Raw genomic sequence first — 22,583 nt, forward strand, 5'->3', positions numbered from 1 at the left:
CGGCCTCGCTCAGCCGGCCGGGCCGGTCAGCGGCGGCAGCCAGGTGTCGCCGGTCCAGCCCGTCTCGTCATAGTCGGCCATGCATTGGTCGACTAAATCCTCCATCTGCTTCAGCCGGCCGCCGCGCTCGGCACCCTTCAGCACCTGCAGCCGGACCTCTTCGGGCGCGCCGGCGTAGTTGAGCTCGTAGAGCGCGTGGCGGCCGCCGAACTCCGTGCCGGTCGCATCCCACAACAGTTTCATGATCTTGATGCGCTCGATATGGCCCATATCGTTGGAGCCGCGCACATATTGCGCGAGGTAACGGTCAATCTCGGGATTGCCGAAATCCTTCACCGATGACGGGAGATAGATCAGTCCCGAGGCGATCACCCGGCGCACCGTGTCGATGACGCGCGGATAGGCTTCCGACATGAAGGTGCGATAGGCGAGCGCGGCCTCCAGGTTCGGCAGCACCGCGCCATTCGCCCACGGGATCGGATTGTGCGCCATGGCGTTGGAAAAGCTCCAGAACATGTGGCGCAGAGCAATCACCTCACCGAGGGCCGCCTGGTTGCCGCGGAAGGCATCGCCGCCGGTGGCGCGCAGCGCCTTGGCGAGCAGGCCGGCGAGGAAGTCGAGTTTTACGGCAAAACGCGTGCAGCCCTGAAAACAATAGCCGTGCATGAAGCCGGACGCCGGATGGAAGGAGAGGATTTTTGGCGCGTCGCGTAGCACCAGCACGTCTTCCCAGGGGATGAAGACATTATCGAGCACCAGGATCGCGTCGTTCTCGTCGAAGCGCGACGACAGCGGGTAGTCGAAGGGATGGCCGACGGTGTTGGCCGTCTGCTCGTAGGAGACACGGCAGAACATTTTTATCCCCGGCGCATTCATCGGCACGATGAACATCACCGACAGCGACGGATCTTCCGTTACCGTCGCCGAACTCTGCGCGAGGAAATTGTAATGGGTGAGCGCGGACGATGTCGCCACCACCTTGGCCCCCGACACCCAGATGCCGGCATCGTTTTCCTTGGTGATGTGCACGAACACGTCCTTCACCTGCTCGGCCGGCTTGTGCCGGTCGATCGGCGGATTGACGATGGCGTGGTTCATGAACAGGACCGCTTCCTGGGCGCGCTTATGCCAGGCGAGGGCATTGTCCTTGAACGGCCCGTACCAGTCGGCATTGGCGCCGAGCGTGTTCATCAGCGCCGCCTTGTAGTCCGGCGTACGGCCCATCCAGCCATAGGACATACGCGACCACTCCGCGATCGCTGTCTGCTGCGCAGCAAGGTCGGCGGAAGAATGCGCGACGCGGAAATACTTGTGTGTGTAGCCGCCCGAGCCGGTGTCGGTGGGCGAAGTCAGTACGGCTTGCTGGGCGGGATCATGCAGCGCATCGTAGAGGCGCGCCAGCGAGCGCGCCGAATTGCGCATCGCCGGATGGCTGGTGACGTCGGCGACCCGTTCGCCATTGATATAGACCTCGCGCCCGTCGCGCAGGCTCGCCAGATATTCGGTGCCCGTGAACGGCCGCGATTTGTCGGCCCGGAAATCTTCCGATCGCATCATGATCCTCCCTTTGATGGTGAGGACAGTAGCCTCCGGCGCCTCTATGGGTTATGGACGAAAGCACAAAACCGCTTGGACTTTTTCCGGCCAGCCATGAGCCAGACCGCCATCCCGGAATTCTTCGTCTATGGCGAGCCGGCACGCTCGCTCGACGTCGGTTTCCTGCATGTCGAGACTGTGCAGGCCCGTGCTTCCGTGCATCGCGGCCGGGTTCTTGCGCACAAGCACCCGCTAATGGCGCAGATCACCTTCTGGACGAGCGGCAGCGGCACCTACCGGATCGAGGACAAAAGCTGGAGTTTTTCAGCGCCGACCGTGAGCTTCATGCCGAGTGGGGTGGTGCATGGCTTCGAAATCGAGCTCGGCACCGACGCCATTGTCGTTTCGGTCGCCGATGCAGCGCTGGCGGCCATCGCCGAGCATTCCGCGCTGGCGCTCGACCAGCCGGTCATCATCACCGGTCACGGCGAGGCGGCACTTTGGCAGAGGCTCGGCGAGACGATCGGAATGATCCAGGCCGAATATAGCGAGGCGCAAGCCGGCATGGAGAAAATTCTGCCGCCGCTGGTGGCGGTGGCGCTGTCGCACATCGCCCGGCTCTACGCGCAATCGCATCCTGTGACGGTGCCGGCGGCTGTGGCGCTGGGCGGACGGCTGCGGCGGCTGATAGACCGCCATTTCCGCGACGACTGGCCGGTCGAACGCTATGTCGAAGAACTCGCCACGACGCGTCATCTGCTCGACAAGGCAGCCCATCAGGTGCTCGGCTGCGGCGTGCGGCAAGCGGTCAACGACAGACGGCTGGTCGAAGCCAAGCGCCTGTTGCTGTTCACCATCCGCACCATCGAGGACATTGCCTATGAGACCGGCTTCAACGATCCGGCATACTTCTCGCGATTCTTTCGAGATGCGGTTGGTGTGGCGCCGGCGGCGTGGCGGAGGGGAGGGGTTAGGCAGTAGGCAGTAGGCAGAGGCGCTTTCTTCCTCAGCCTATTCCCTACTGCCTAATCCCTATTCCCTAGGCTGCGGCCGCGAGCCCCGCATCCAACCCCTCCGCAATCTTTGCCACATCGGCAGCGGTGATGATCAACGGCGGTGACAGGATGAGGTTGTTGCCGGAGACGCGCAGCATGACGCCGGCGGCGTAGGCGCCGTCAGCAATGGCGGCCATGGTCTTCTTGTCGGCAGGCTTCTTGGCGCCGCGGTCCGAGACGACCTCGATCGCAGCCATCAAGCCCTGGTAGCGGACGTCGCCGACGAGCTGGTGCTTCACCTTCAGAGCTTCCAGTGCATTGCCGAGTTCGACGCCGCGCGCCGCTGCGTTCTCGTTGAGCGCAAGCCGCCTGGTTTCGGCGAGCGCGGCAATGCCGGCCGCGCAGCCGACCGGGTGGCCGGAATAGGTATAGCCGTGGCCGATCGAGCCGAAGCTGGTCTTGTCGGCCTCGAAGACGTCGGCGACCTTGGTGCCGATCAACGTTGCGCCAAGCGGGAAATAGCCCGAGGTGATCGCCTTGGCCATGGTCATGAAATCCGGCTTCACACCGGTGAGCCGCGAGCCGGACCAGGCGCCGGTGCGGCCAAACCCGGTGACCACTTCGTCAGCGATGAGCAATATGTCATGGCGGTCGCAGATGGCGCGCACCATCGGCATGAAGCTCTCATGCGGAACGATGACGCCGCCGGCGCCGAGCACCGGCTCCATGATGAAGGCGGCGATGGTGTCGGCGCCCTGGAAGGCGATCTCTTCCTCGATGGCGCGGGCACACAGTTTTGCCAGCTTCGCCGGATCGGTTTCGTCGAACGGGTTGCGATAGGTCATCGGCGCAGGCGTGTGGAAGACGCCGGGCAAGAGCGGCTCGTAGTTGCGGCGGAAATTGGCGTTGCCATTGACGGAAGCGCCGCCGAAATGCGTGCCGTGATAGCCCTTCTTCAGCGCCAGGAATTTCGTGCGGTCGGCCTGGCCGCGGATCTTCCAATATTGCCGGGCGAACCTGAGCGCCGTCTCGACCGAATCCGATCCGCCGGAGGTGAAGAAGGCGCGCACCATGCCTTCCGGCGCGAACCATTCGGTGAGCTCATAGGCGAGCTCGATCGACGGTCCGGTCGAGGTGCCGCGAAAGCCGGAATAATAGGGCAGCGCATCGAGCTGCGCGGCGATGGCCTTCTTGATCGGATCGCAGCTGTAGCCAAGGTTGACGTTCCACAGGCCGCCGACGGCGTCGAGCACGGTGCGTCCTTCGACATCGGTGACCGAAGCGCCTTCGCCTTTGACGATGATCTTTGGTGGCGTCGCCCGCATCTCGGCCGGATGCGCCATCGGGTGCCAGATCGACTTGGCGTTGTTTTCGGTGAGGAAGTTGATGTCACGCATCGGGGAGGACTCCGGGGTTTTCAATCAGGAGAGGGCGAGGCCGAAAAGGCCAAGCGCCTCGGCATAGCTTGGCGCCGGTCGGGCGACGTCGAAATGTACGGTGAGCATGCCGGCAGCATCAGCGCCGTCGATATTGCGCTTCTGGTCGTCGACGAAGACGCACGCCGCAAGCGGCAATTGCAGCGCGTCGCCGACCATCGCATAGGCGCGGGCGTCGGGTTTGAGGATTTTCGTATAGGTCGCATCGACGATCGTCTCGAACAGCGAGAGCATTGGCAGTCGCTCGCGAAACGATGCACCATAAAACAGATCGAGTTCGTTGGAGAGGATGGCGAGTCGCACGTCGGCTGCGTGCGCGGTGCGGATCGCCTGCTCAGCCTCGGGCCGGATCACGGCTTGCGGATCGGCGCCGCGTGCCCGCTGCACGAAGGTCGACATGTCGTGCCAGTCCTCGCCGACCAACCGGCCGACCTCGCTTGTCCGTGTCTTCCAGTAGTCGCGCTCGCTGATTTCGTCGGCCTGCATGGCGCGCCACAGCGGATCGGAGGCCGGGTCGAACGGTCCGCGCCAGCCCAGTGTGCCTGGCTTCAGTCCAAGCGCTTGCTCGGTAAGCGCATGCGTCTCGAACAGAGTGCGCGTGACGACGCCGCCGAAATCGAGCACCAGCGCCTGAGGCTTTACACTGCTCATGCCGCGCGTCCGCCTGCCGGCGCGCCCGGCGGGACAATGCCTTCGGCCACCCAGCGATCGAAGATTTCCAGCGCCTTGGCGCTGAAGGCGGCGTCATTGATGTGGCCTGATATCTCGTGCAATTCGGCATTCTCCGGCACGCTGAGACGCATCTCCGCGACAAAGGCCGATAATGCGTCCGGATCGTGCAGCGGCTCGCCCTGCTGGTCCCATTGCTGGATGCCGCCGGCGGGCAGGATGAAGGCGGTCGGACCGGTCGCGCCGGCAAGCTTCTCGCCGATGGCGCGCGCGATCTCCCGGCGTGTTTCACCGCCCGATGTCACCGACGCCAGCAGGCGGTTGTGGGCATGGTAAGGTCGATCGGCAAAACGCGGCGGCACCGGCTGCCAGGTCGGAAAATCCACCATGTCGATGGCGCCAGGCGCGACGATCTGCGGGATGCCCTGGCGGCCGGCATTCTCCAGCCGGTCCGCACCGGAACTCACCACCGAGCCGGTGAAATGGTTGGCGAGCTCCTGCAGGCTGAAGTCCATCACCGCGACAAAACCCTTCTGCGCAGCGATCGCTTCCAGCGCGCGGCCGCCCATGCCGGTGGTGTGGAAGACGATGACTTCATAGCCGCGCTTTTCCAGCTCCGGCTTCAGCGTCACCATATAGCGCAGGCAGCTTTTGCCGAGCGAGCTCATGCCGATGCGTGGCCGGGATTCGTCCGGCTTGATGGCAGCGCGCGCGGCGCCCACCACCGCGCCGCTCGCCTGCGACAGCACCGCCTTGCAGGCGCTGTTCAGGCCATAAAGGCCACCCGCCCACAGGATCATCATCAGGTCGGTGGCGATCCGGTCCGGTGGCAGAAGGTGCGAATAGGCGATGGTCGAGACGACGAATTTCGGCACGCCAAGCGGCAGCGCCAGCGCGACGTCGAGCGCGAGGTCGGTGCCCATCGAACCGCCAAGCGCGATGAAGCCGTCGATTTCGTCCTGATCGTACAAAAAGCGCGCGAGACGGGAAGCGCCAAGCGCCATCAGCGTCATCGCCGAGTTCTCGTCCCCACTGGCGATGATCGCCTCGATCGTCGTCTCGGCGGCGCGTGCCACCGCATGGCGGTCGTGCTCCGGTCTGTAAGGCGGGTCGCCGAGCACGCTGACGTCCATCATCACGGCAACGCCGCCGACGGCCTCGATGCGCTCTCGCATGAACAGAAGCTCGTCGGCCTTGGTGTCGCCGGTGCCGATAACCAGGATTCGGCGTTTGTCCTCCACGTCAGTCTCCCTGCAGTCTCTTGTTGGTTGTTATGCCCGTTTCTGTCCAGGCAGCTTGCCGAACAGCCGGTCGCCGATCTCGTGCGCGGCGGCGGCCGCGCTGACGCCAAGGCGTTCGATCTCGCCCTTCTGCGTCCGCACCCGTGGGGCTGCGACCGCAATCGTACCGATGGCGTAGCCGTCAGCGCCGAGGATCGGCGCGGCAACACTCATCACGCCTTCTTCGAAACCCTGCGCGCCGATGGAATGGCCGCGGCGGCGGGCGGCAGCGATATGCTCGGCCAGTACGGACGCATCGCCGATGGTGAACGGCGTGAAGGCAGGCATCGGGCCGGCGAGCGCTTCAGCGCGCGTACGCTCGTCGCTGAAGGCCAGGAAGGCGATGCCCGACGCGGTCGCGTGCAAGGGCAGGGCCTCGCCGAGCGGCACGCTGACACGGTTGGCCCTGGTCGATTCGACGACGTGAATGGAGAGCAGGCCGCGCCTGGAATATTCCGAGAGATGCACGGTCTCTTCGGTCTCCGCAGCCAGCGCCTCGACCACCGGCACCGCCATGCGCAGGAACGGGAACTGCGCTTCACGCATCAGCGCCAGCCGGGTGATGCCGGCGCCGAGCCGATAACGGCGCGTCGTCTCGTCCTGTTCGACCAGGCCTTGCGCGATCAGCGAAACGAGCAGCCGGCGCGTCGTCGCCTTGTCGAAGCCGGCGCCCCTGGCGAGGTCGGCAAGCGCCGTCTCAGGCGCGCCGTGCCCCAGCCTCTCCAGCAGCGAAATGGCTTTGGCCACCGTGCTCATATCGTCTCTGATCCTCCACCAGATACTTAACGTGCGAATTAACTTGACAGCAAGTCGATTCCTTTGCAAGTCTAATATCGAAATGCCGTTGCAAATAGTGAAATGCACATTGGCCCCACAGAAGGCCCTCGGCGTCTCAGGGACACTTGGCTTCCGCAGCGCGGAATGGAGGGAACGATGACGACAACAGATACCGGCGAAACAAATCGGCTGAGGAAGAACAGCCTCGGCGTCGGCGCCGTGACATTCCTTGTGGTTTCGGCTGCCGCGCCGCTGACGGCGGTGGCCGGCGGCGTGCCGCTCTCAATGCTGATGGGCAATGGCGCCGGCATTCCCGGCACGTTCCTGATCGTGACCGTGCTGCTGCTGGTCTTTGCGGTCGGCTATGTCGCGATGGCCCGCCATGTCGCCAATGCCGGCGCCTTCTACGCCTACACCGCGCGTGGTCTTGGCGGCACGCTGGGTGGCGCCGCCGCGCTGATCGCGATCCTCAGTTACAACGCCATGCAGATCGGCGTGTTCGGCCTGTTCGGCGCCGCCACCTCCGGCCTTTTCGCCGGCTGGGGCATCAACCTGCCCTGGTGGGTATGGTGCTTCGTCGGCATCGCGCTGGTCGGCGTGCTCGGCTATCGCCGCGTCGACCTCTCGGCCAAGATCCTCACCGTGCTGGTGCTGCTCGAATATCTCGTCGTGCTGGTCGTCGACCTCGCAATCCTGTTCAAGGGTGGCGATTCCGGCCTCAGCCTGGCGCCGTTCACGCCGACGCAGATCCTCAGCGGCTCGCCGGCGATTGGCCTCCTGTTCTGCTTCGCCGCCTTCATCGGCTTCGAGGCGACGACCATCTATTCCGAGGAAGCGCGCGAGCCGCACCGCACCGTGCCGCGCGCCACCTACATTTCGGTGCTGGTGATCGGCGTGTTCTACATGCTGACCAGCTGGCTGATGGCCAATGGCGAAGGCGTCGACAAGCTGGTGCCGTCGCTGAAGGCGCTCGCCGATCCCACCACCTTCCTGTTCGGTCTCTCTGACCGCTATGTCGGCCCGCTGTTGACGCAGCTGATGAGCATCCTGTTCGTCTCCAGCCTCTTTGCCGGCGTGCTTGCTTTCCACAATGGCGTCGCCCGCTACCTCTACGTCGCCGGCCGCGAGAAGCTGCTGCCGGAAGCCGTCGGCGTCACGCATCCGGTGTTCCAGAGCCCGCATGTTGGCTCGCTGATCCAGACGGTGATCGCGGCGGTCGTGGTGGGGCTGTTCGCCGCCACCGGCCAGGACCCGGTGCTGGCGCTGTTTTCCTGGCTGACCAATGTCGGCACGCTCGGCATCATCGTTTTGATGGCGCTCACCTCGCTGTCCGTGGTGGCATTCTTCAGCCGCAACCCGACGCTGGAGCCGAGCGCGCTGAAAGCAAAAATCCTGCCCGGGCTTGCGGCGCTGGCACTTCTGTTCATCATTGTCGAGATCGTCATCAATTTCGGCAATCTGTCGGGCGCTTCCGGCTTCCTCGGCGTGTTGCTGCCGGGGCTGGTGCTGATCGCCGGCATCATCGGTTTCGCGCTGGCGGCGTCGCTGCGCAGCCGCAGCCCTGAAGCCTTTGCCCGGCTCGGCAGCCAGCCGGTCTGATCTTGGAGGAATGAGTTGGATCAATCGGCCATCGATCGCCTGCGGGCGCAGACCATCGCGGCGCAGGGCCTGTGGATCGGGGGGCGAAGGCTCCCCGCATCCGACGGTTCCCATCTCGATGTGATCAGCCCGATCGATGGCCGCACGATCAGCTCCGTTGCCAATGGCGGCGCGGCCGACATCGACGCCGCCGTAAACGCGGCGCGCAAGGCTTTCGAGAAAGGCTCCTGGTCGCGCGCGGCCCCCGCCTTCCGCAAGAAGGTGCTGATAAAATTCGCCGAACTGGTCGAGAAGCACGCGCTGGAACTTGCCGTTCTCGGCGTGCGCGACAATGGCACCGAGATCGGTATGGCCTACAAGGCCGAGCCGCTCTCGGCCGCCGGCACCATCCGCTACTATGCCGAGGCGATCGACAAGGTCTATGGCGAGATCGCGCCGACCGCCGACACTGTGCTTGGCCTGATCCACAAGGAACCGCTCGGCGTCGTCGGCGTCATCGTTCCCTGGAATTTCCCGCTGATGATCGGCGCCTGGAAGATCGCGCCGGCGCTGGCGGCGGGCAACACCATCGTCGTCAAGCCGCCGGAGATCGCTTCGCTGACGCTGCTGCGGCTGGCTGAACTCGCCACCGAGGCCGGCCTGCCCGAAGGCGTCTTCAACGTCGTCACCGGCCGCGGTTCGGTCGCCGGCGAGGCGCTTGGCATGCACATGGATGTCGACGCCATCGCCTTCACCGGCTCCGGCCCTGTCGGCCGCCGTCTGCTCGAATATTCCGCGCGCTCCAATCTGAAGCGCGTCTTCCTCGAACTCGGCGGCAAGTCGCCCAACATCGTCTTTGCCGATGCGCCGGATTTGAGCCAGGCGGCCGTGGTCTCGGCCAACGGCATCTTTCGCAATTCCGGCCAGGTCTGCGTCGCCGGCTCGCGCCTGCTGGTCCAGGCCTCGATCTACGACCGCTTCATGGACGAGCTTCTCAGGGCAACCACGAAGCTGAAGGTCGGCGATCCGCTCGATCTCGGCAGCGACGTCGGCGCGGTGTCCAGCGCCGAGCAGCTGACCAAGAATCTCGGTTTCGTCGCCAAGGCTTCCGAAGAGGGCGCGCATCTCGTCACCGGCGGCGAGCGCATCCTGACCGAGACCGGCGGCAGCTACATGGCGCCGACTATTTTCGAGAATGTGACGCAAGACATGCAGCTGGCCCGCGAGGAAGTGTTCGGGCCGGTGCTCGGGGTGATGCGCTTCGACACCGAGGAGGAGGCGGTGCGGCTCGCCAACGCGACCGTCTACGGTCTTGCTTCCGCCGTCTGGACATCGAACCTGTCGACGGCGCACCGCATGGTGCGCGCCATCAATGCCGGTGTCGTGCATGTGAACACCTATGGCGGCGCCGACATCACCGTGCCGCTCGGCGGCGTCAAGCAGTCGGGCTTCGGCCGCGACAAGTCCCTGCACGCCATCGAGAAATACACCGACCTCAAGACGGCGTGGATCAATCTCGGCTGACCGCGTCAGGCCGTGCCGAGGATGAAATCCGCGCAGCGATCGCCGATCATGATGGCAGGCGCGTTGGTGTTGCCGCTGGTCAGCCTCGGCATAACAGAGGCGTCCGCAATGCGCAGGCGCGGCACGCCGCGCACGCGAAGCTGGGGATCGACCACCGCCTGATCGTCCGTCCCCATCCGGCAGGTGCCACAAGGGTGATAGACGGTCTTGGCGTGGCGGATGATGTGGTCGACGATTTGGTCGTCGCCGAGGTCGTCGGCCTTGCCGGGCGCAAGCTCCTCGGCAACCACTTCGCGCAGCGCCGGCTGGCGCAGGATGGTGCGTGCCAGCTTCATGCCGGCAAGCAGCAGCGCCAGGTCATCTGGATGCGACAGGAAGCCGGTGGTGAAGCGGATCGGGTCGCCTGGATTTCGCGAGCGCAGCCGCACCGAACCGCGCGATTTCGGCCGCAGCACGCACGGGTTCAACTCCATGCCGTGGCGCTCGACCGAGCCGTGTTCGGCATTCTCGATCATCACCGGCAGCACATGGAACTGGATGTCCGGCCGGCCGTCTCCGTCGGTGTCGAAGAAGCCGCCGCTCTCGACCACGTTGGAGGCGAGCAGGCCGCGCCGGAACAGCAGATATTCGATGCCGTGCCGCAACGCCTTCAGCCCACGATCCTCGCCGAGCAGCGAGATTGGTTTGCGGGTCAGCGCATAAAGCGGTGCCGCGACATGATCCTGCAAATCCTGGCCCACCGCAGGCATGTCGCGGATGACCGGAATGCCCATCTCGGCGAGATGTCCGGCCGGGCCGAGGCCTGACAGCATCATCAGCTTCGGCGTTGCCAGCGCGCCAGCGGCGAGGATCACTTCGGCTCTCGCTGAGGCGGTGTGGGTCTGTCCGTCCGGCGTCGTGTAGGAGAGCCCGCTCGCGGCGCCATTCTCCAGCGTCAGCGCCGTCACCTGCGCGTCGGTGGCCACTTTGAGGTTGGCGTTGCCGGCGAGCGGCCGCAGGAACACTTTTGCCGCCGACTGCCGTTCACCATTGGCTGTCGTCGTCTGGTAGAAGCCGACGCCTTCCTGGCATTCACCGTTGAAGTCATCATTGAAGGGATAGCCGGCCTGCTGCGCCGCCCTGACATAGGCGAGCGACAGCGGATGCCGGTAGCGCGGATCGGAGACCGGTAGCGGACCGTCATTGCCATGGCGTTCGCCGGCAAGCCGCTCATTGCGCTCCAGTCGTTTGTAGACAGGCAGCACATCGTCCCAGCCCCAGCCGGGGCAGCCGAGATCGCGCCAGCCATCGTAATCCTGCGGCTGGCCCCTGATGTAGAGCATGGCGTTGATGGACGAGCCGCCGCCGAGCGTGCGTCCTTGCGGGATCGGCAGCGAGCGGCCGCCGACACTGGGTTCGGGATCAGACTGATAGATCCAGCTGCGCGCCGTGCCGATCACCTTGGCGAAGGTGGCGGGCATATCGATGAAGCGCGTATCATCGGCCGGTCCTGCCTCGACGAGGAGCACGCTTTTGCCTGCGTCAACCAGCCGGCTTGTCACGGTGCAGCCGGCCGAACCCGCGCCGGCGACGATGTAGTCGTAAACCTCCGTCATCGCGTCACGCGTAGCGCACGATGGCGGTCTTGGTCTCGAGATAGCTGTCGATCGCCGCTCGACCATGCTCGCGACCGATGCCGGATTGCTTGAAGCCGCCGAAGGGCGCTGCCGGATCGAGCGTGTTGTGCGAATTGACCCACACCGTACCGGCCTTGAGGCCGTGGATCGCTGTCATCGCCTTGCCCATATCGCGGGTCCAGATCGAGGCCGACAGGCCGTAGCGCGTGTCGTTGGCGACGCGGATCGCCTCGTCGAGATCGGCGACCGGCATCGCCGCGACCACTGGCCCGAACACCTCCTCGCGCACGATCTCCATCTCGGGCGTGACGTTGTGCAGAATGGTCGGCGCCACGTAGTGGCCTTTGCCCGGAACCATTCGTGCGCCGCTTACGCGTTCGACGCCAGCCGCCAGGCTGCGGTCGACAAAACCCTGCACGCTGTTGCGGTGCTTGGCCGAGACCAGCGGGTTGATCTGCGCGCCCGCATCGCGGCCGGCGCCCATGATCATGCCGTCGGCGATCTCGGCAAGGCGTGAGAGCGTGCGGTCATAGATCGACTTCTCGATCAAGATCCGCGCCGCCGAAGTGCAAACCTGGCCCTGGTTGAAGAACATGCCAAGGCCGGCCAGCAGCGGCTCGATGCCTTCTTCCATATCGGCCAGCAGGATCATCGGCGATTTGGAGCCGAGCTCCAGCGTGAAGCGCGCGACGCGGTCGACGGCGGCGTGGCCGATGCGTTTGCCGACTTCGGTCGAACCGGTGAAGGTCAGCTTGTCGACGCCGGGATGGCGGATCAAAGCCTCGCCGGTGACGCTGCCGCTGCCGGTGACGATGTTGATGACGCCGGGCGGAAACCCAGCCTGCTGGATCAGTTCGGCGAGCCGCAGCAACCCCAGCGGCGTTTCCTGCGGCGGCTTCAAGACGATCGTGCAGCCGCAGGCCAGCGCCGGCGCGATCTTCCACATGCCGATCAGCAGGGGAAAATTCCATGGCACGATGGCGCCGACAACGCCGACCGGTTCCATGACCGTCATGGCGTGGTGTTTGGCGCCGGGCGGCACCGGGATAGAGACCTGGAAGGTCGAGCCTTCGAGCTTGGTCGCCCAGCCGGCATAGTAGCGCAGCCAATCGACGGAACCGCCGGCGCTTAGCATGCGCGCGACGCCCAACGACTTGCCGTTCTCGATGCTTTCGATTTCAGCCAGCAGATCGGCATCGGCCTCAATGGCGTCGGCGAGTTTCAGCATCAGATTCTGGCGGTCGACCGGCCGCATCGATCCCCAGGGACCTTCAAGCGCCGCATGCGCGGCGCGCACCGCCTGGTCGACTAGCTCGGGGCCGCTTTCCGGCACATGGGTGACGATTTCTCCCGAGGCGGAATCATCGACCGCAAGACCTTCGCCGGCGAGACCGTTGACGAAGCGCCCGTTGATGAAGGGTCGGTGCGGGCGCGACAGGAATGCGGCTGCGGCGGCGCTGATCGGCGGCACGGTTCTCTCGTTCACGCCATCCTCCTCGAATGCTGATGAGCCGTTTTCGAGAGGGTTATGGAGCGCCTCGCCGCGCTTCAAGCCGCCACGGGCGCGAGTGCGCTTTCAGTCAAAACAAAGTTCCCGCTCGGACAAGACGGCAAACGCGTTGCCAATCAAGATTGCCTCGGCGTCGACCGGCGCGGAGCCCGCGTTTCGGGCTTTGAGATTGTCAAAGGAGTGTCGGCGATTTGAGCGTGTTTCTGGGCAATCCGATGGTCGTCACCGCGGCGCTGCCGATGCTGCTTGGCATTGTGCTCGCGCTGCTGGCGCGCTCTGCCTTGGCATCCTCGTCGCTGGTGCTGACCTTGCTGTGGGTGGCTCTTACCTTGTTCTTCTACTGGGACACGCTCGGACCGCCGGCCGTGCCGCCGGTCGCGGCCAGCCAGAAGCTGATCTATCTCGCCTTTGCCGGCATCGTCATAGGCCTTTTGCCTGGGTTGAGCGGTCGAACGGCAAGCATCATCGTCATGGCGGCGCTGGCGGCGGCATTTCTCTGGCTGGGCTGGCGGCGCATCGGCGCCGGCGCGCTCGATCTGCCGATGATTGCCGCCATCGTTGTCGGCCTGCTGGCGATCGTCGGCGTTGCTATCGCGATGGCTCTGCGCGCATCGCCATCGCCTGAAGTCGAAGCGCCGTTCCTTGTGCCGGCCGCCGTGCTTGCCATGGCGCTCTCCGGCGCCATCGTTTCGGTGCTTGGCGCTTCCATCGTTACGGGACAATTGCTCGGGGCACTTGCCGCCTTGGTCGGTGGCTGGTGCCTCATCCAGTATCTGGCGACGCTGCGCGGCGGCACAGCTGCCGCCTGGGGCAAGAGTGTCGCCTTCCTGCTCCTCTACGCTACCGCCACGGTGCTGATCCCGGTGGCGCTGCTGGCGCCCAAGGCAAATCCCGTGGCACTCATCCTCTCGCCCTTGCCGCTGATCGCTGCCGCGCTGGTGTCCGGTCCGCTGCAGCGCTTCCTTCCCGGCGCGCGGCCGTTGCGGCCGCTCATCGCCGGCCTGCTGATCGCCCTGCCGGCAATGCTGGCCATCCTGGTGGCGATCATCTGGGCACCGCATGGGGCTGCCCTCGGCTTTTCCTGAACCGTTTCAACACGCCAACCAATGGAGAGACATGTGACACCGAAGAAACTGATTGCCGCGCTCGCTTTTGCCGGCGCATCGATGCTTGCCGTATCGGCCCATGCCGACACTTACGAGATCGACGGCCAGCACGCCTGGGTCACCTTCACCATCAAGCACGGCATCTATGGCATCGCGCATGGCCAGTTCGATGCGGTCAAGGGCGCGATCGTCATGGACAAGGCCGATGTCACCAAGAGCAGCGTCAAGGCCGAGATCGATGTCGGCTCTGTCCACACCGCCTTCGAGCAGCGCGACAGCGATCTGAAGGGACCCGACTTCTTCAACGCCGCCGAATTCCCGACGATCAGCTTCGAGAGCACCAAGGTCGAGAAGGTCGATGACAAGACCGGCAAGGTCACCGGCAATCTCACCATCAGCGGGGTCAGCAAGGAGATCACGCTTGACGTGAAGCTGATCAACGAGGCCCCGGCGCCGTGGGATGCGACGCTGACCAAAGCAGCCTTCAGCGCCACGGCCAAACTGAGCGCGGCCGACTTTCCGATGGCCAAGGCCGCCGACGGGTTTGGCCTTGGGCCGGAGGTGGACGTCGTCATCGATCTTGAGGCGGTGAAGAAATAGGCCACTGCGGATTGCTCCGGGGGTGTGCGGTGGCCGCCGTGCGACCGGGAGGTCGCGCGTCACTTCCGGGGGTAGGGCTGAAGTGCGCGCTCAGTCAAAACAAAGTTCCCGCTCGGACAAGACGCGCAACGCGCGTCCATCGCACACTTGGCCTCGACGAACAGCGACATTGGGCCTAGCGCCCTAGGGACAGCAGCGATGAGATTTTCCGGCAAGACGGCATTCATCACCGGCGGTGGCACGGGCATCGGCGCGGCTGTCGCGCGGCGGATGGCCGCCGACGGCGCCAGAGTTGTGCTGATGGGCCGGCGGCGCGAACCGCTCGAAGCCGTCACCAGGGATATTGGCGGGTTGGTGGTGCAGGGCGATGCCGCCGATGCCAAGGCGGTGCGTGCCGCGCTTGCCGAAGTGCACGAGAGGTTCGGCCCGGTCGACATTCTGGTCGCCAATGCCGGCGGCCATGGCGTTGGCCCGACGGTGACGATGAGCGACGAGACCTGGGCGCTGGCGACACGTCTCAATCTCGACACCGCTTTCGTCTGCGCCCGCGAATGCCTGCCGGACCTCATTGCGCAGAAGGGCAACATCGTCGTCGTCGCCTCGATTGCCGGTCTCTTCGCCGGGCCGGCCGCGGCCGGCTACGTCACCATGAAACATGCCTGCATCGGCTTCGGCAAATCGCTGGCGCGCGACTATGGCCGCCAGGGCGTGCGCACCAACACAATCTGCCCCGGCTGGGTGGCGACCAGCATGGCCGACGAGCAGATGCAGGTGATCGTCGACAAGCATGGGCTGGGCTCGATCGATGAGGCCTACAGGCTTGTCACCAAGGATGTACCGCTCGGCCGGCCGGCAACGCCGGAAGAGGTCTCCAACGTCATCTGCTTCGTCGCTTCCGGCGAGGCGTCGATGATGAACGGCTCGATCCTGACCGTCGATGGCGGCGCCACCGTCGTTGACCTGCCAACGCTTGCTTTTGTTGAATGATTTGGCCTTTGCCGACTGAGGATTTGCCATGAACGACCAAAACAGACCCGCCGACTGGAAACATTTTGACGACTTTGCCGCCGGCATCGCTACCAACCGGATGGCCACGTCCAAGGCGCTTGTCGGCCAGACCTTCAAGATCACGCTCAACAGCGGCCGTGTCATCGATCTCGCCTTCACCGCCGCCGACACGGTGGCGTGGAGCGAGGGCAGCGATGCCGGCGTCGACTGGTACGAGGCGCTGGAAGTGGCGCCGCAGGTGTTCTTCATCAACATGACTTTCGCCGCCAGCCCGGCCGAGGATGAAGCCTTCATCGTCTCGACCGCCACGCGTCGCGTTCTGTCGGTGCGCGAGCGGGTGCGCGAGGCCGCGGAAGCGCCCGGCGAGCCGCGCGTGGCGCAGGTCTATGCCGCTGGCGTGCTCGGCGACGCTTCCGTGCCGCCGACCGGGCGCGAGCCTGCGCCGACGCGCGATCTGGTCGGGCTGACGGCGCACTACACATACAGCCCCAACCACGTCTACGAGCACATCTATCTGAGCTCCGAGCGCTATGCCTGGCAGAACCTGGTCGGGCTCCAGCGCGGCCATGGCGACGTCGATCTCGCCACCACCTGGAAATTCGCCGAGAACCTCTACGTCTTCGGCTTCCGCGAGTTCATCATCCCGGTCGCGTCGCTGTTTTTCTACAATTGGGACACGATGCGCTCGACCGGCAAATTCCTGGGGATCACCAGCCAAGGCACGATCGAGAACAAGCCCGCCGGCGCCTTCGTCGAGAAGAAATCGCGGACCGTCTACGACCGCGGCCAGGAACCAGTCTGAGAGCTGGGAAAGAACCATGAGCAACAAGAACTACGACGCCATCAAGGCGCACTATGCCGGCTCCGACGCGAAAGATCTGGCTGCGATGATGGCGCCGCTTACCAGCGGCACCGCCTGGACCGAGATGGCCGGCTTTCCCTATGCCGGTACCTATGTCGGCCCGGACGCCGTCATAGCGGGTGTCTTCAAGCGCATCGGCGAAGACTGGGACGGCTACACATTCGCGCTGGAGAAACTGGTCGATGGCGGCACGACCATCGTCGGCATCGGCACCTATTCCGGCACCTACAAGACGACCGGCAGGCCGATGACCGCGCGCGTCGTCCATGTCTGGGAAATGCAGGACGGCAAGGCCGTCAGCTTCGAACAGTTCACCGACACCAAACGGGTTGCGGCCGCGATGGTTTGAGGCAGCCTGACCGATCACAACTGGGAGGATGAAATGGGAAACAATCTGAAGGCAATGCTGGCGGGCCTGGCGCTGTCGAGCGCACTGGCGCTCGGCGGTGCGGGGGCTGCCTATGCCGCCGGCGACGAGATCGTCATCGGTGCGCCGATCTCGCTGACCGGGCCACTGGCCGGCGACGGCAAGGAACAGAAATGGGCCTATGAGCAGGCCGTCGCCGACATCAACAAGGCGGGCGGCATCACCGTGGCGGGCAAGAAGCTGCAGGTGCGGCTGGTCGTCGCCGACGATGAAAGCTCGGAGGGCAAGGTCGCCTCGGCGTTGGAAAACCTGATCAAGGTGCAGAAGGTCGATGCGCTGCTGTCGACCCATTCCGGGCCGATGAACATTGCCGGCGCCATCGTCGCGGAAAAATACAAGAAGTTCTACATGATCACGACCGCCTTCCCGTTCGAATGGCAGCCGTTGAAACTGAAATATTCCGCACTGTTCTTCTTCCATCCGGGACCAGGTGCGGAAGTGCCGTTCGAGATCTGGGACAAGCTGCCGGCCGACGAGAAGCCGAAGCATCCGGCGCTGGTCTCGGAAGATTCGCCCGACGGCAAGGGCTTTGGCGGCGCCTTCGAGGCGGCGGCCAAGAAATACGGCTACACCTTCGCCGTCGACGACCCGTGGGCAATCGGCGCCACCGATTATTCGGCTCTGATCACCAAGCTCAAGGCTGCCGATGTCGATGCCATGCTGGTCTTCGGGTCACCCGCCGACACCGTCACGCTGCTGCGACAGATGAAGGAGCTCGGCTTCTCCGTGCCTTATCTGCATGGCTGGAAGGGCACCTGGACCGGCGAGTTCCACGAAGCGCTCGGCGCGGATTCCGATTACATCATGACGGACGGTTTCTGGTCGGCGAGCTACCCCTACAAGGGTGCCAAGGAACTCGGCGATCGCTACGAGGCCGAGTTCAAGAAGGACTCCGTAACCGTCGGCGCCTTCTACGCCAACGCCCAGGTGCTGGCGCAAGCGATCGAGAAGGCCGGCAGTACCGATGCCTCGGCAATCCATGACGCCATCTTCGGCCAGGAGTTCAAGGACACCGTCGTCGGCGATCTCAAATTCGACGAGACCGGTTTCGCGCTGATCCCCAGCGTCGCGACGCAATGGTGGCAGGGCAAGCATCAGTTGATCTATCCGGACGGCACCTGGACCTACAAGCCGGCGCCGGCCTGGGACAAGCGCTGATCACAGCGCTCCTCTCCCCGTTCCACGGGGAGAGGATGCCGGCAGGCAGGTGAGGGGCGGCGCTGACCTCAAACAATTTCCACACGCGAGAAGTATCGCCGGAGAGACGGAAACACGATGCAGCCTGACGAAACCTTGCTGCGCCTCGAGGCGGTCAAGAAGCGCTTCGGCGGGCTTGTGGTGCTCAACAACATCGACATCGCGGTTCGTGCCAACGAGCTGATCGGCCTGATCGGTCCGAACGGCGCCGGCAAGTCGACGCTGTTCAACGTCATCACCGCCCTCTATGCGCCGAGCGAAGGCAAGGTGCTGTTTCGTGGCCAGAATATTACCGGCATCGCGCCACATCGTATCTCGCGGCTGGGCATCGCCCGCACCTTCCAGCTGGTGCGCACTTTCCTCACCATGACCGCTTTCGAGAATGTCATGGTCGGCGCCGTCTATGGAGCTGGGGGGCGCGTCAAGCATGCGAGCGAAGCGGCGAACGCCGCGCTCGAACTGGTCGGCCTGACCGACAGGCGCGATATGCTGACCGCGCATATGACGCTGTCCGATCGCCGCATGCTGGAGATCGCGCGCGCCGTTGCCTCCGAGCCGGCGCTGCTTCTGCTCGACGAACCGATGGCCGGGCTCAACCCGACCGAGATCCAGCGCATGGTCGATGTCATTCGCCGCGTCCGCGACGAGAAGGGAATTTCGATGCTGTGGGTCGAACACAAGGTCGACGCCATCATGAAAGTGTGCAGCCGGGTGATCGTGCTCGATCATGGCGAAAAGATCGCCGACGGCACGCCGCGCGACGTCACGCAAAACCGCAAAGTGATCGAGGCCTATCTTGGCGAACCGGCTGCTTGAAATCAGCGACCTCAAGGTCGCCTATGGCGATGTCGGCGCGCTTTGGGGTGTGTCGCTGCATGTCGATGCCGGCACCATCGTCGCCATTGTCGGCGCCAATGGCGCGGGCAAAACCACACTGCTCAGAACTGTCTCCGGCCTGCTGACGCCGAAGGCCGGCGACATCAGATTGTCCGGCCAGTCGCTGGTCGGCAAAGCGCCTGAAGCCATCGCCCGTATGGGCATTGCCCATGTGCCGGAAGGGCGCGGCCTGTTTCGCCAGATGACGGTGCTGGAAAACCTTGAGCTCGGCGCCTTCCAGCCAAAGGCGCGACCCCGCACCAATGAATTGCTGGAAAAAGCCTATGCACTGTTTCCACGCCTGAAGGAACGCGCAAACCAGAAAGCCGGTTCGCTCTCCGGTGGCGAGCAGCAGATGCTGGCGATCGCGCGCGCCACCATGTCGGAGCCGTCGCTGCTCATCCTCGACGAGCCGTCGCTGGGCCTGAGCCCGCTGGTCGTGCAGCAGATGTTTGCGCTCATCCAGACCTTGCACGGCCAGGGCGTCACCATCCTCCTGGTCGAGCAGAACATCCACCAGGCGTTGAAGGTCGCCGACTACGCCTTCGTGCTCAAGACCGGCGCGCTTGCCATGCAAGGCACCGGCGCCGAGCTCATCGCCGATCCTGAAATCCAGAAGGCCTATATGGGCGTGTTGGAGTAGATGATGTCTAGCATTCCGTCCCCCGACATCCTGCTGCAGCTGTCGCTCAACGGCGCGCTTGGCGGCGCCATGTACGGCGTCGCCGCGGTGGGCCTCAGCCTCATTTTCGGCACCATGCGGCTGATCTTTCTGGCGCAAGGCGCGATGATCATCCTCGCCGCCTATTTCGTGCGGGCGCTGTTTTACGGCCTCGGCATCGACCCGTTCCTGTCGCTCGTCATCGTCGTTCCGGTAGGGCTTGGCGTCGGCTGGCTGCTCTATCAGGGCCTGTTTCGCAAAGCTGCCGCTGAGGCCGACCGTAACGTCTCGCTGCTGATCGCCGTCGGCCTGATGTTTCTGGTGCAGAACCTGATGACGGTGGTGTGGGGCGGTAACACCGCTGCCGTGGTCACCTCCTATACCGCGACAGGCGTTGAGCTGCTCGGCGTGCGCACCTCGTTAACCCGCTCGATGGGTTTCCTGATTGCGCTGGCCGGCACCGGGCTGGTGGTGCTGTTCCTGCGAAAGACCATCATCGGCAAGGCGGTGCGCGCCGCTTCGGAAGACATGGATGCCGCGACGCTGATGGGCATCAGTCCTCACCGCGTCAATGCCATTGCCTTTGCCATCGGCATTTCGCTGGCCGGCGCTGCCGGCGTCGCAGTGGCCACCACCTTTCCGTTCAACCCGTTCGCCGGGTTCATCTTCAGCCTGAAGGCGCTGGTGGCGCTGGCGCTGGGCGGCATCGGCAACGTCAGCGGCGCGCTCGCCGGCGGCATCATGCTCGGCCTGATCGAGGCCTATGTGCAGTTCTTCATCTCCGGCGGCTGGACGAACGCGATCGCCTACGGCGTGTTTCTGCTGGTGCTGATGTTCAAGCCGGAAGGCCTGTTCAGCCGGCCGTACAAGAAGGCTTGAGAGCATGAACCGAGCCTTGCCATGGATCGCAATAGTCATCGTTGCCGCGCTTGCGCTGCTGCCCTTCCTGCCCGGCGCGGTCGATGCCTACTACTTCTCCTTCCTGTTCTTCGTCTTCCTCTACGCCATCATGGCGCAGAGCTGGAATCTGGTCGCCGGCTTCGGCGGTCAAATCAGCCTCGGCAGCCATGCGTTCTTCGGGCTGGGCGCCTACACCACCGCCATCCTGTGGAGCGGCAACTATCTCTGGGGCTCGCTCTACGACAGCCATCCCGGCATCTACTATTTCGATCCGGTGACGATGGCGCTGGGCGGCGTGGTCGCGGCCATCGCCGCAGCCATTATCGGCCTGCCGCTGCTGTCCAAACTGCGCGGCGACTATTTCGCGCTGGGCACGCTGGGTTTCGGCGAGATCGTCAAGGTGCTCTTCGTCAATGGCGGCGACTTCACCGGCGGCGCGTTCGGCATTGTCGCGCCGGCCAGCACCTTCGACACGCTGCGCCCGCATTACTGGGTCGCGCTTGGCCTGATGGTCGCCACCGCGCTCGCCATCCGCACGCTGATGCGTTCGCGCTACGGGCTGGCGCTGATAGCCGTGCGCGACGACGAGATGGCGGCGTCGGCCAACGGCATCGACGTGCTGAAGGTCAAGGTCGCCGCCTTCGCCGGCAGCGCCTTCGTCGCCGGCGTCGCCGGCAGCCTCTACACCTTCTACATCTTCCATGTCGGGCCGGACTCTGTCTTCGACCTCGACTGGATGCTCCTGCCACTGATGATGACCGTGGTCGGCGGCACCGGCACGGTGCTTGGCCCCATACTTGGTGCACTGGTGATGTACGCGGTGTTCGACCTCGCCAAGATCGTCGTGCCGGATTACCACCCGGTGATTTCAGGCCTGACGATCATCCTGGCGATGCTGTTTTTGCCGAAGGGGCTGATGCGGAGTTTTGCGGGCAGGGCGAGGGCGATCGGCGCCTGATCTAGCCTTGATCGGCCATGCTCCTGCTGGCGCCGCTCAATAGGCCGCGGCCGAACCGGGCACGGCCTGAAGGCGGTCGATGTCTTGTCGGGGTGGCGCGCCGAACAGGCGGCGATATTCGCGGCTGAATTGCGACGGGCTGTCATAGCCTACCGCGAAGCCGGCCGTGCCTGCGCTTGCCCCGTCGACTAGCATGATCCGTCGCGCCTCCTGCAGCCGCAACTGTTTCTGATATTCGAGTGGGGTCATGCGCGTGATCGCCTTGAAGTGGGCATGAAGCGACGACGGGCTCATGCCTGATGCGGCGGCGATCTCGTCGATCCGCAGCTGTGCCTGGAAATGATTGCGGATCTTGGCGATGGCGCGACTGACCTGGTTCAGATGACTGTCCACCGACGCCATCTGGCGCAGCGTCGCGCCATGCGGTCCGGTGAGCAGACGGTAGAGGATTTCGCGCTCGATCAGCGGCGCCAGCACGGCGATGCTTTCTGGGCGATCGAGCAGCCTGACCAGCCGGCAGGCCGCATCGATCAGGTCGGGGTCGCTCGGATAGGTCGCCAGCCCCGGCAGGTCCCTGCCGGGGGCAGCACGTCCTTCGTTCACCAGCAGCTCGGCCAGTGCAGCGCTGTCAAGATCGATCTTGCAGCAAAGGTAGGGCGCCGCCGGGCTCGCCTCCAGAACATGCCCGACCAGCGGCAGGTCGACCGAGACCAGCAAATAGCTCGCTGCGTCATAGACCACGCTCTGGTCGGCGAGCGAAACGCGCTTCGATCCCTGGGCGATTATGCAAAGCGATGCTTCGTAGACCGCGGGAATTGGCGCGCTGGGCTGATTGGCTCGAATGAGCGTCAGCCGTGGCACCTTGGTGCCTTCCATTCCCGAATTTGGGGCAAAGCGGGTGATCAGCCGGGCGAGTTCGTCGATTTTATCCATGCCGCATAAATCTCCATGGCGCCCAATGTTGCAAGCCGTTTCGGGCTCATTTGGAGGATCGTGCAAACTCTTTGGACGATCACGCTACCGCCTTTTGTCGGTTCGCCGCCATTTATCTCCCCGTCACCGCAGCG

Annotated in this window: 21 protein-coding genes; 13 read left to right on the forward strand and 8 right to left on the reverse strand. The window is 64.5% G+C overall.

The features are described 5' to 3' along the window. Window positions 1-9 precede the first annotated feature (9 nt). The gene (locus AC1DZ8_RS11345) at window positions 10-1,554 is read right to left on the reverse strand and encodes a 4-hydroxyphenylacetate 3-hydroxylase N-terminal domain-containing protein (RefSeq protein ID WP_477303882.1); all 1,545 of its coding nucleotides are present in this window, start codon (window positions 1,552-1,554) and stop codon (window positions 10-12) included. A 96-nt stretch (window positions 1,555-1,650) separates the two neighbouring features. On the opposite strand from AC1DZ8_RS11345, the gene AC1DZ8_RS11350 reads away from it, so the two are divergent. Then, entirely contained in the window at window positions 1,651-2,517 is an 867-nt protein-coding gene (locus AC1DZ8_RS11350; RefSeq protein WP_477303393.1) for a helix-turn-helix domain-containing protein, read from the forward strand. A 58-nt stretch (window positions 2,518-2,575) separates the two neighbouring features. On the opposite strand, the gene AC1DZ8_RS11355 is transcribed toward AC1DZ8_RS11350, so the two are convergent. The 4 genes from AC1DZ8_RS11355 to AC1DZ8_RS11370 are packed head-to-tail and all read right to left on the reverse strand — an operon-like array spanning window position 2,576 to window position 6,672. Further along, a complete protein-coding gene (locus AC1DZ8_RS11355; RefSeq protein WP_477303391.1) occupies window positions 2,576-3,928 on the reverse strand; it encodes an aminotransferase class III-fold pyridoxal phosphate-dependent enzyme in 1,353 nt (450 codons plus the stop codon). Window positions 3,929-3,952: 24 nt separating this feature from the next. Continuing rightward, a complete protein-coding gene (locus AC1DZ8_RS11360; protein ID WP_477303389.1) occupies window positions 3,953-4,618 on the reverse strand; it encodes an HAD family hydrolase in 666 nt (221 codons plus the stop codon). Then, on the reverse strand, window positions 4,615-5,877 hold the full coding sequence (locus AC1DZ8_RS11365) for a Tm-1-like ATP-binding domain-containing protein (protein ID WP_477400897.1): 1,263 nt from the start codon (window positions 5,875-5,877) through the stop codon (window positions 4,615-4,617). Before AC1DZ8_RS11365 ends, AC1DZ8_RS11360 begins: the two co-directional genes overlap by 4 nt. Before the next feature lie 30 nt (window positions 5,878-5,907). Beyond that, on the reverse strand, window positions 5,908-6,672 hold the full coding sequence (locus AC1DZ8_RS11370) for an IclR family transcriptional regulator (RefSeq protein ID WP_477303385.1): 765 nt from the start codon (window positions 6,670-6,672) through the stop codon (window positions 5,908-5,910). Window positions 6,673-6,849: 177 nt separating this feature from the next. On the opposite strand from AC1DZ8_RS11370, the gene AC1DZ8_RS11375 reads away from it, so the two are divergent. Further along, window positions 6,850-8,292: an APC family permease gene (locus AC1DZ8_RS11375; protein ID WP_477303383.1), complete on the forward strand. Its 1,443-nt coding sequence runs from the start codon at window positions 6,850-6,852 to the stop codon at window positions 8,290-8,292. Window positions 8,293-8,307: 15 nt separating this feature from the next. Further along, window positions 8,308-9,795 carry an aldehyde dehydrogenase gene (locus tag AC1DZ8_RS11380; RefSeq protein WP_477303381.1) on the forward strand — a complete coding sequence of 496 codons (1,488 nt, stop codon included), beginning with the start codon at window positions 8,308-8,310 and terminating at the stop codon, window positions 9,793-9,795. A 5-nt stretch (window positions 9,796-9,800) separates the two neighbouring features. On the opposite strand, the gene AC1DZ8_RS11385 is transcribed toward AC1DZ8_RS11380, so the two are convergent. Together AC1DZ8_RS11385 and AC1DZ8_RS11390 are read right to left on the reverse strand one after the other, a co-directional pair. After that, on the reverse strand, window positions 9,801-11,390 hold the full coding sequence (locus tag AC1DZ8_RS11385; protein WP_477303379.1) for a GMC family oxidoreductase: 1,590 nt from the start codon (window positions 11,388-11,390) through the stop codon (window positions 9,801-9,803). 4 nt (window positions 11,391-11,394) lie between these two features. Then, the gene (locus tag AC1DZ8_RS11390; RefSeq protein ID WP_477303377.1) at window positions 11,395-12,897 is read right to left on the reverse strand and encodes an aldehyde dehydrogenase family protein; all 1,503 of its coding nucleotides are present in this window, start codon (window positions 12,895-12,897) and stop codon (window positions 11,395-11,397) included. Between the two features lie 215 nt (window positions 12,898-13,112). On the opposite strand from AC1DZ8_RS11390, the gene AC1DZ8_RS11395 reads away from it, so the two are divergent. The 10 genes from AC1DZ8_RS11395 to AC1DZ8_RS11440 all read left to right on the forward strand — a co-directional run bounded on the left by AC1DZ8_RS11395 (window position 13,113) and on the right by AC1DZ8_RS11440 (window position 21,516). Then, a complete protein-coding gene (locus tag AC1DZ8_RS11395) occupies window positions 13,113-14,006 on the forward strand; it encodes a hypothetical protein (protein ID WP_477303375.1) in 894 nt (297 codons plus the stop codon). A gap of 33 nt (window positions 14,007-14,039) precedes the next feature. After that, window positions 14,040-14,627: a YceI family protein gene (locus AC1DZ8_RS11400; RefSeq protein WP_477303373.1), complete on the forward strand. Its 588-nt coding sequence runs from the start codon at window positions 14,040-14,042 to the stop codon at window positions 14,625-14,627. 198 nt (window positions 14,628-14,825) lie between these two features. Continuing rightward, window positions 14,826-15,614, forward strand: a complete 789-nt coding sequence (locus AC1DZ8_RS11405) for an SDR family NAD(P)-dependent oxidoreductase (RefSeq protein WP_477303371.1) — start codon at window positions 14,826-14,828, stop codon at window positions 15,612-15,614. Window positions 15,615-15,642: 28 nt separating this feature from the next. Next, the gene (locus AC1DZ8_RS11410; protein ID WP_477303369.1) at window positions 15,643-16,437 is read left to right on the forward strand and encodes a MoaF C-terminal domain-containing protein; all 795 of its coding nucleotides are present in this window, start codon (window positions 15,643-15,645) and stop codon (window positions 16,435-16,437) included. A gap of 16 nt (window positions 16,438-16,453) precedes the next feature. Beyond that, complete coding sequence (locus AC1DZ8_RS11415) at window positions 16,454-16,846, forward strand: nuclear transport factor 2 family protein (RefSeq protein WP_477303367.1); 393 nt, start codon at window positions 16,454-16,456, stop codon at window positions 16,844-16,846. Between the two features lie 33 nt (window positions 16,847-16,879). Beyond that, the gene (locus tag AC1DZ8_RS11420; protein WP_477303365.1) at window positions 16,880-18,082 is read left to right on the forward strand and encodes an amino acid ABC transporter substrate-binding protein; all 1,203 of its coding nucleotides are present in this window, start codon (window positions 16,880-16,882) and stop codon (window positions 18,080-18,082) included. 117 nt (window positions 18,083-18,199) lie between these two features. Beyond that, window positions 18,200-18,937 (forward strand): ABC transporter ATP-binding protein, encoded by a 738-nt coding sequence (locus AC1DZ8_RS11425; RefSeq protein WP_477303363.1) that lies wholly within the window; start codon window positions 18,200-18,202, stop codon window positions 18,935-18,937. After that, the gene (locus AC1DZ8_RS11430) at window positions 18,930-19,640 is read left to right on the forward strand and encodes an ABC transporter ATP-binding protein (protein ID WP_477303880.1); all 711 of its coding nucleotides are present in this window, start codon (window positions 18,930-18,932) and stop codon (window positions 19,638-19,640) included. The genes AC1DZ8_RS11425 and AC1DZ8_RS11430 overlap by 8 nt, the downstream gene beginning before the upstream one ends. A 3-nt stretch (window positions 19,641-19,643) precedes the next feature. Further along, window positions 19,644-20,537, forward strand: coding sequence for a branched-chain amino acid ABC transporter permease (locus AC1DZ8_RS11435; RefSeq protein ID WP_477303361.1), 894 nt, complete (start codon window positions 19,644-19,646; stop codon window positions 20,535-20,537). Between the two features lie 4 nt (window positions 20,538-20,541). Beyond that, window positions 20,542-21,516 (forward strand): branched-chain amino acid ABC transporter permease, encoded by a 975-nt coding sequence (locus AC1DZ8_RS11440; protein WP_477303359.1) that lies wholly within the window; start codon window positions 20,542-20,544, stop codon window positions 21,514-21,516. Window positions 21,517-21,552: 36 nt separating this feature from the next. Here the strand turns inward: AC1DZ8_RS11440 and AC1DZ8_RS11445 are convergent, their stop codons facing one another. Next, on the reverse strand, window positions 21,553-22,449 hold the full coding sequence (locus tag AC1DZ8_RS11445; protein WP_477303357.1) for an AraC family transcriptional regulator: 897 nt from the start codon (window positions 22,447-22,449) through the stop codon (window positions 21,553-21,555). Window positions 22,450-22,583 lie beyond the last annotated feature (134 nt).

It is taken from the genome of Mesorhizobium sp. P2_F7, assembly GCF_056403695.1.